Here is an 8,761-nt window from a genome sequence, read left to right as displayed (position 1 = left end):
CTTCCGGCGTCGCGCCTCGCCTTCCGGCGTCGCGCCTCGCCTTCCGGCGTCGCGCCTCGCCTTCCGGCGTCGCGCCTCGCCTTCCGGCGTCGCGCCTGCCTACCGGCACGCGCCTGCCTTCCGGCGCTGCGTCCGCCGTCCGGCCCCACGCCCCCTACCGGCCCCGCGCCCGCCTTCCAGCCGTGCCCCCCTACCCCTTGCCTGATGGCCCGTCAGATATCACCATGGCCGCCAGTCCGGCCTAGTGGAGGGTGGCGTTGGTCATGGGTGGGGATCAGGGAGGGGGGCTCGCGTATGGGATGCAGCTTCCTGTGCAGTCGCAGAGTTCGCTTTACGCCGAGCCCTGGGAGGCCGCCGCAGGGCCGGGAGACCTCGCCGAGATCGCCCGTACCGCGGACCGCACCGGCTTCGCCTACCTCGCGGTCTGCGACCACGTGGCGATCCCCCGCCGCCTCGCCGCCGCCATGAGCACCGTCTGGTACGACCCCGTGGCCACCCTGTCCTACCTCGCGGGGATCACGCAGCACGTCCGCCTCCTGAGCCACGTGGCCATCGTCGGCCTGCGTCACCCCCTGGCCACCGCCAAGCAGTACGCGACCCTCGACCACCTCAGCCGCGGGCGCCTCATCCTCGGCGTCGGCGCGGGCCACGTACGGGAGGAGTTCGAGGCGCTCGGGGTCGACTTCGAGCGGCGGGGGCCGGTCCTCGACGAGACGGTCGACGCGCTGCGGGCGGCCCTCGGCCCGGACGAGTACCCCACCCACCACGGCGAGCGCTTCCACTTCGAGGGGCTCGGCCAGCTCCCCCGCCCCGCCCAGCGCCGCGTACCCCTGTGGGTCGGCGGCTCGTCGCCCGCCGCCATCCGCAGGGCCGCGACCCGCGGCGACGGCTGGCTGCCCCAGGGCGACCCGCGGGACAAGCTGCCCGCGCAGATCGAGCGGCTCAGGCGGCTGCGCGCTGAGGCGGGGATCGAGGAGCCGGTCACGATCGGCGCGATCACCGAGGTGCTGTACGTGGGCGAGGCCGCCTGGCCCGTCGGCCGGCGCACCCTCAGCGGAAAGCCCGACGCCCTCGCCGAGTCCCTGCGCGCCTACCGCGCGATGGGCGTCGACCAGATCCAGGTGCGCTTCCGCAGCCGCGGCCGCACCGAGCTCACCGACCAGATGGCGGCGTTCGCCGCGGACGTGGCCCCGCACCTCGACGACTGACGCCCGCACCACCCGAGGAGAGAGACGCCCCGCACCACCCGAGAAGACAAGGGAGTACGGCATGGGCAAGCTGGACGGCCGCGTGGTCATCGTCACCGGCGGCGCGCGCGGGCAGGGCGAACAGGAGGCGCGGCTCTTCGCCGCCGAAGGGGCGAGGGTCGTCGTCGCCGACGTGCTCGACGACCAGGGCGAGGCCCTGGCCAAGGAGATCGAGGAGGAGCGGGGGGAGGGGGCGGCCAGGTACGTCCACCTGGACGTCGGGCGTGAGGCCGACTGGCAGGCGGCCGTCGCCACGGCCAAGGACGCCTACGGAAAGGTGGACGGCCTCGTCAACAACGCGGGCATCCTCCGCTTCAACGAACTGCTCAGCACCCCGCTCGCGGAGTTCCAGGAGATCATCCAGGTCAACCAGATCGGCTGCTTCCTCGGCATCCGTACCGTCGCCCCCGAGATCGGCGCGGCGGGCGGCGGCACCATCGTGAACACCGCCTCCTACACGGCCCTCACGGGCATGGCGTACGTGGGGGCGTACGCCGCCACCAAGCACGCCATCCTCGGGCTCACGCGGGTCGCCGCGCTGGAGCTCGCCGGGCGGAACATCCGCGTCAACGCCGTGTGCCCGGGGGCGGTCGACACCCCCATGACCAACCCGGCGCAGCTCGACCCCACCGCCGACCCGGAGAAGGCGGGGGCGGCGGTCGCGGAGCTGTACAAGAAGCTGGTGCCGCTGGGGCGGGTCGGCGCGCCCGAGGAGGTCGCGGCGCTCGCGCTGTTCCTGACCGGCGACGACTCCGCGTACATCACGGGCCAGCCCTTCGTCATCGACGGCGGCTGGCTGGCGGGGGTCAGCGTCATCTGACCGGGCGCCCCGCCGGAGCGGCGCCCGCGCCCGCACAGTGGGCTGACTGGGCGTCAGCTATTGACGGTGCACCGCCTCGGTGGAACAGTCGACGCAACGTATCTGACGGGCCGTCAGAAATGGCCGGCATCCGCCAGTAGCTGTCAGCCCCCCCCAGGACCTCATGAGGACGGTGAACATTCCTTGGAATTCGGGCTCTTTGTACAGGGATACGTGCCCGCCGCGCGGGCCCAGGTCGACCCCGAGGCGGAGCACAAGGCGCTGATCGAGGAGACCGAGTACGTCATCCAGGCGGACAAGTCCGGCTTCAAGTACGCCTGGGCATCCGAGCACCACTTCCTGGAGGAGTACTCACACCTCTCCGCCAACGACGTCTTCCTCGGGTACCTCGCCCACGCCACCGACCGCATCCACCTCGGCTCCGGCATCTTCAACCCGCTCGCGCCCGTCAACCACCCGGTGAAGGTGGCCGAGAAGGTCGCGATGCTTGACCACCTCTCCGAGGGGCGGTTCGAGTTCGGGACGGGGCGCGGCGCCGGTTCGCACGAGATCCTCGGCTTCATGCCGGGCATCACCGACATGAACCACACCAAGGAGCTCTGGGAGGAGACGATCGCCGAGTTCCCCAAGATGTGGCTCCAGGACGAGTACGCCGGCTTCCAGGGCAAACACTGGTCCCTGCCGCCGCGCAAGATCCTGCCCAAGCCGTACGGGAAGTCCCACCCGGCGATGTGGTACGCCGCCGGGTCCCCCTCCTCGTACGCGATGGCGGGGAAGAAGGGGCTCGGCGTCCTCGGTTTCAGCGTGCAGAAGGTCTCCGACATGGAGTGGGTCGTCGAGTCGTACAAGACGGCCGTGAAGGAGGCCGAGGCGATCGGCGACTTCGTCAACGACAACGTCATGGTGACGTCCACGGCGATCTGCGCGGAGACGCATGCCAAGGCCGTGGAGATCGCGGTCGGCGGCGGGCTCAACTACCTCCAGTCGCTGCTGTTCCGCTACCACGACACGTTTCCGCGGCCCGAGGGCATTCCCGAGTGGCCCGAACTGCTCCCCGCGTACAGCGAGGAGATCATCGAGCTGCTCATCGCCGAGGAGCTGATGATCTGCGGTGACCCGGACGAGGTGCTCACGCAGTGCAAGCGGTGGGAGCAGGCCGGGGCCGATCAGCTCAGCTTCGGGCTGCCCATCGGGATCTCGCCCGAGGACACGAAGAACACGATCCGGCTGATCGGTGAGCACGTGATCCCGAAGATCGACACGGATCCGGTGCATCGGACCTCGCGGTTCCGTGGGGGTGGGGGCCGCCGGGGGTGAACCGGGTTTTGGGCTCCCCGGCTTCCTCTCCCGGACGGAAGCCGGGGTCTTTCCAGACGGGGGCGGGTTCAGTCCCGGTGCCCGGGGGCTGGTCCTGTGCCCCGGGGCTGCGTCCCTGTCTGTCGCCCTGCGGGCTCGTCCTCAAACGCCGGACGGGCTTCAAACTCGCCCTGCGGGCTCGTCCTCAAGCGCCGGACCGGCTGGTAGTTGCCGGTCCAGGGATCGGCCCGTACGAATCGCTCGCTTCCTGGAAGGGACGTCATGCTTGATCACCTCATCAAGGGTGCGACCGTCGTCGACGGGACCGGCGCTCCCGGGTATGTCGCCGATGTCGGGCTGCGGGACGGGCGGGTCGCCGTCATCGCTGAGCCGGGGGCCGTCGTCGAGGAGGCGCGGTCCGGGGAGGATGCCCGGGGGCTCGTGCTCGCGCCCGGGTTCGTCGACCCGCATACGCATTACGACGCCCAGCTGTTCTGGGACCCGTACGCCACGCCGTCACTCAACCACGGCGTGACCACCGTCGCCGGCGGCAACTGCGGCTTCACGCTGGCGCCGCTGCATCCGGGGCGCCCCGAGGACGCCGACTACACGCGGCGGATGATGTCCAAGGTCGAGGGGATGTCGCTGGTCGCCCTGGAGGAAGGGGCGCCCTGGACGTGGAACTCGTTCGGGGAGTATCTGGACGCCCTGGAGGGGCGCGTCGCCGTCAACGCGGGGTTCATGGTCGGGCACTGCGCCCTGCGGCGCCACGTGATGGGCCCCGACGCGGTCGGCGGGCAGCCGAGCCCCGCCCAGCTCGACGCGATGGTGCGGCTCCTCCACGACGCGATGGACGCGGGCGCCTGGGGGCTCTCCACCACCCAGTCGTCGACCCACTCCGACGGCGACGGACAGCCGGTGGCCTCCCGCCACGCCGGGCCGGACGAACTGCTCGCGCTCTCCCGTGCCGTCGCCGAACACGAGGGGACGCAGCTCGAAGCGATCGTCGCCGGGTGCCTCGACCAGTTCGGCGACGACGAGATCGAGCTGCTCGTGGGGATGAGCGTGGCCGCAGGCCGGCCCCTGAACTGGAACGTGCTCACCATCGACGCCGCCGTCCCCGAGCGCGTGCCGCGCCAACTCCTGGCCAGCGAGCGGGCCCGGGACGCGGGGGGCCGCATCGTCGCCCTCACCATGCCGATCCTCACCCCCATGAACATGTCGCTCGGCACGTTCTGCGCCCTCAACCTCATCCCCGGCTGGGGCGACATCCTCGGCCTGCCCGTGCCCGAGCGGATCGCCGCGCTGCACGACCCGGCGGTCCGCGGGGAGATGCTGCGGCGCGCCGACAGCAAGGAGGCGGGCGTCTTCAGGCGGCTCGCCCGCTTCGACCGCTACGTCATCGGGGACACGTACAGCGAGAGGAATCAGGGTCTCACCGGGCGCATCGTCGGTGACATCGCCGCCGAGCGCGGCCAGGAGCCCTTCGAGTGCCTCGTCGAGATATGCGCCGCCGACGAGCTGCGCACCGTGCTCTGGCCGATGCCCACCGACAACGACCCGGACTCCTGGGCCCTGCGCGCCGAGACCTGGCGGCACGAGGACGTGATGTTGGGCGGCTCGGACGCGGGCGCGCACCTGGACCGCATGTGCGGGGCCCCGTACACGACCCGGTTCATCGGCGACTGCCTGCGCGGCCGGAAGCTCGTCGGCCTGGAAGAGGCGGTCAAGATGCTCACCGACGACCCGGCCCGGCTGTTCGGGCTGCGCGAGCGCGGGCGGATCGCCGAGGGCTTCCACGCCGACCTGGTCCTGTTCGACCCGGAGCGGATCGACGCGGGCAAGGCCACGCTCGTCCACGACCTGCCCGGCGACAGCCCCCGCCTGGACTCCAAGGCCATCGGCGTCAACGCGGTCTGGGTCAACGGTGTCGAGGCGATCCGCGAGGACGTCGTCACCGGGGCCGTGCCCGGCAAGATCCTGCGCTCCGGCCGCGACACGAGGACGGTGAGCACCAAATGAGCCCCCGCGAGGACCCGCAGCGGTTGTTCATCGGCGGCCAGTGGGTGGCGCCGGACAACGGGCACTACGAGGTCGTCGACCCGGCGAGCGAACAGACCGTCGGACTCGCGCCCGAGGCGAGCCCCGAGCAGGCGTACGCGGCTGCCGCCGCCGCCCGCGAGGCCTTCGCGGGCTGGTCCCGTACGGGCCCCGACGAGCGGTCCGCGATCCTGTCCCGCGCCGCCTCGGTCATACGTCGCGACAGCGCGGCACACGCGGTACTCGCCCAGGCCGAGACCGGCGCGACGACCGCCACCGCGCGCGGCATGCAGGTCGCGGTGGCCGTCGCCCGCTTCGAGCGGTACGCGAAGGGCGCGCTCGAACCGGTGGAGTCCGCCCTGCCGCCGCAGATCAACGAGGCCGGGCCCATGGGCAGGGCGGGCGTCATGGGCGCGGTCGCCGTGCGCCAGCCGGTCGGCGTCGTCACCTGCGTCACCTCGTACAACAACCCCTGGGCGAACGCCGCGGGCAAGGTCGCTCCCGCGCTCGCCATGGGCAACACGGTGGTGGTCAAGCCCGCCCCGCAGGACCCGCTCTCCGTGTACCGGATGGCGGCCGCCCTGGAGGAGGCGGGCGTCCCGCCCGGCGTCGTGAACGTCGTGTCCGGCACGGACGTCGCCGTCGGCGAGGCGGCCGTCGGCTCCCCGGACGTCGACATGGTCAGCTTCACCGGGTCGACGGCGGTCGGGCAGCGCATCGGCGAGGTCTGCGGCCGTGACATGAAACGCCAGCTCATGGAGTTGGGCGGCAAGGGTGCGGCGATCGTCTTCGACGACGCGGACCTGGCCGCGGCGGTGGCCGGCATCGGCACCACCTTCTCCTTCTACAGCGGCCAGATCTGCACCGCCCCGACCCGCGTCCTCGCACAGCGCGGCGTGTACGAGCGGCTCCTCGACGGGCTGACGTCGTACATCGGGCACCTGCCGGTCGGCGACCCGCGACAGCCCGGCACGATCGTCGGCCCCGTCATCTCGGCGGCGCACCGCGACCGGATCGAGTCGTACGTGGAACTGGCCCGCAAGGAGGGCGCCCGCGTCGCCGCGGGCGGCGAGCGCCCCGCGGGGCCCGGCTTCGGCAGGGGCTTCTACGTCGCCCCGACGCTCCTCGCGGACTGCACCAACGACATGCGGGCGGTCCGCGAGGAGATCTTCGGCCCGGTGGTCACGGTCATCCCTTTCGACGGCGACAGCGACAGCGACAGCGACAGCGACGGCGACGGCGAGGACGCCAAGGCCCCGGATGCGGCCGAGGAGCGGGCGATCGCGTTGGCCAACGACACCGACTACGGCCTCATCGACTACGTCTTTTCCGGCGACGTGGCCCGCGCCTTCCGCGTGGCCCGCCGCCTCCGCGCGGGCGGAGTCGGCGTCAACACGATCGGCCGCAACATGGAGGCCCCGTTCGGCGGCTTCAAGAAGAGCGGCGTGGGCCGGGACGTGGGCTCATACGCCCTGCACGCATACAGCGAGACCCAGGCGATCGTGTGGCCGGGGTGACGTGGTTGCAGAAAAGTCCCGGCCGTAACGGGACGAAACGGGCGCCAGGTCGGGACTTTTCTGCAACCCCGCCCGGCTAACCCGCGTGGCCCAGGAATACCGGGTTCGTGAAGGCTCGTAGGGGGCCTGGGAGGCCGGGGGTCGTCGCTGGGTGGCGGACCTCGGCGCGGGCGTAGGCCGCGTACGACGCCGTCGTGTGCCATACCAGCGTGCCCTCGCCCGAGGCGGGCAGGGCGGGGCCGGTGTGGAGGACGCCCTGGTCGGTGACGAAGCGGGGGGTGCAGCCGGGGGCGCCGCGCACGTCCAGGCGGATCGTGAGCGGGGTGTCGCGGGAGACGTCCAGGCGTTCGCCGATGCCCGCGTGCCTGCCCTTGCCGCCCGCCGCCGAGAAGGACAGCTCCACGTCCTTGGACTCCGCGACGTAGGAGCGGCCACGGCGCAAGCCTTCCAAGATGGCTTCGCGGGTCAGGTCGTCGGCCAGGACCACCGTCTGCGGGCCGCCGACCGGGTCGGGGTCGCGGTGGGCGTCGCTGTTGCCCATCGCCGGGATCCAGGGCCGTCCGCCGCGTACGGAGGAGACGAGCTGGCTGTCCCAGTCGGCGAGGGCCACTTCGTCGTCCGGGGTGTACGGGCCGTTCCAGGCCTCGATCACGTCCGCCTCGCCGAAGCCGAACTTCCAGTTGCAGCCGACGCAGGTGGCGTGCGGGTGGGCGGGGACGACGAGGCCGCCCGCGTCGCGGATCTTCCGCGCGTACTTGCCGAAGCGGTTGTCGCGGGCCCGGTAGCGCCAGTCGATGAACGTGCCGGGGTCGGTGCCGAGGGCGACCACGTGGCCGTTGCGGGTGGTGACCTCCTCGCCCAGCATGATCAGCAGGTCGTCGCCCGCGTGCTCGGCCCAGTGGGCGTGCGCGGAGTGGGTGTTGTGCTCCGAGCTGTTGATGAAGTCGAGCCCGGCGGCGCGCGCCGCCGCGGCGACCTCGGCGAGGGTGCGTCTGCCGTCGGAGTGGACGGAGTGCAGGTGGCAGTCGCCGCGGTACCAGGCGCGGCCGCGGCCCTTCGCCCGCTCCGGCGGGTGGACCGGCCGCGGGGTCGTGCCGGGCGCCCCGTAGGTGAGCGTGATGGTCACCTCGTAGGGGAGGCCCCCGGGGGCGACCGAGTACGGGCCGAGCGCGATGTTCCAGGTGCCCGCGCGGACCCGGCCCGGGATGTAGCCGGGCGTGGCCGCGTCGGCGCGGATGAAGAACTCCGTGCGGGCGCCGCCGGACCAGCCGCGGAAGCCACGGCCGCCGAGGTCCGTGCCGCGCTCGTCGAAGACGCCGATGTCCAGGGCGTTGCCCTGGGTGCCCGCGGGCACGGACGGCTTCTCGTACGAGTAGGCGACGTGGAGCTCGCGGACGCCGTGCGGTACTTCGACGGGCAGGTAGACGAAGTCGGGGGCGCCCGGCGGCAGCGTCCCGCTGACCGTCTTCGTCTGCTTGCCGCCGGCCGGGGCGCGCCGCTCGGCGCCGCTCGCGAAGCTCACACCGCCCAACGTAAGCGCGGCGGCGGCTCCCGTCACGAACAATCCGCGCCGGTTCAGGCCGGACGCGTCCTTTGCCGGGCCTGACGCGGTCCCGTGGTGGTGTACGTCCTCACACATGCTGCGGCTCCCCAGGGTGTCGGTGGTGACGTGGGTGGTGCGTGCAACCCTGGTATTCAGCCGTTAACTCTGCGGCAAGGGAAGGTGATTGACGGGAGGACTTCGCGGGCGTGTCGCGCGTGGCGGGTGTGCCGCTGTCCCGCGCGGTGCCGTCACAGCCATGGACCAACCGGCTTTACGGGGATAGGAAAGGCCGAGGAAG

The 8,761-nt window shown here is 72.2% G+C and carries 6 protein-coding genes; 5 read left to right on the top strand and 1 reads right to left on the bottom strand.

What is annotated here, in order from left to right:
• The first annotated feature begins 263 nt into the window (after positions 1-263).
• The 5 genes from ACZ6JY_RS14005 (at position 264) to ACZ6JY_RS13985 (ending at position 6,920) form a co-directional block, all read left to right on the top strand.
• Positions 264-1,208, top strand: a complete 945-nt coding sequence (locus ACZ6JY_RS14005) for an LLM class F420-dependent oxidoreductase (RefSeq protein WP_469195620.1) — start codon at positions 264-266, stop codon at positions 1,206-1,208.
• A 61-nt stretch (positions 1,209-1,269) separates the two neighbouring features.
• Complete coding sequence (locus ACZ6JY_RS14000; RefSeq protein ID WP_469195618.1) at positions 1,270-2,067, top strand: SDR family NAD(P)-dependent oxidoreductase; 798 nt, start codon at positions 1,270-1,272, stop codon at positions 2,065-2,067.
• 183 nt (positions 2,068-2,250) lie between these two features.
• Positions 2,251-3,384, top strand: coding sequence for an LLM class flavin-dependent oxidoreductase (locus tag ACZ6JY_RS13995; RefSeq protein WP_469195616.1), 1,134 nt, complete (start codon positions 2,251-2,253; stop codon positions 3,382-3,384).
• Between the two features lie 261 nt (positions 3,385-3,645).
• On the top strand, positions 3,646-5,385 hold the full coding sequence (locus ACZ6JY_RS13990; protein WP_469195614.1) for an N-acyl-D-amino-acid deacylase family protein: 1,740 nt from the start codon (positions 3,646-3,648) through the stop codon (positions 5,383-5,385).
• Complete coding sequence (locus ACZ6JY_RS13985) at positions 5,382-6,920, top strand: aldehyde dehydrogenase family protein (RefSeq protein WP_469195612.1); 1,539 nt, start codon at positions 5,382-5,384, stop codon at positions 6,918-6,920. The genes ACZ6JY_RS13990 and ACZ6JY_RS13985 overlap by 4 nt, the downstream gene beginning before the upstream one ends.
• Positions 6,921-6,996: 76 nt before the next feature.
• Here ACZ6JY_RS13985 and ACZ6JY_RS13980 read toward each other — a convergent pair whose 3' ends face one another.
• Complete coding sequence (locus ACZ6JY_RS13980; RefSeq protein WP_469195610.1) at positions 6,997-8,559, bottom strand: CehA/McbA family metallohydrolase; 1,563 nt, start codon at positions 8,557-8,559, stop codon at positions 6,997-6,999.
• Between the last annotated feature and the right edge of the window lie 202 nt (positions 8,560-8,761).

The organism is Streptomyces sp. NPDC046335, from assembly GCF_055587985.1.
The sequence above is the reverse complement of the archived record's forward strand: the minus strand, read 5'-3'. Positions and strand labels throughout refer to the sequence as shown.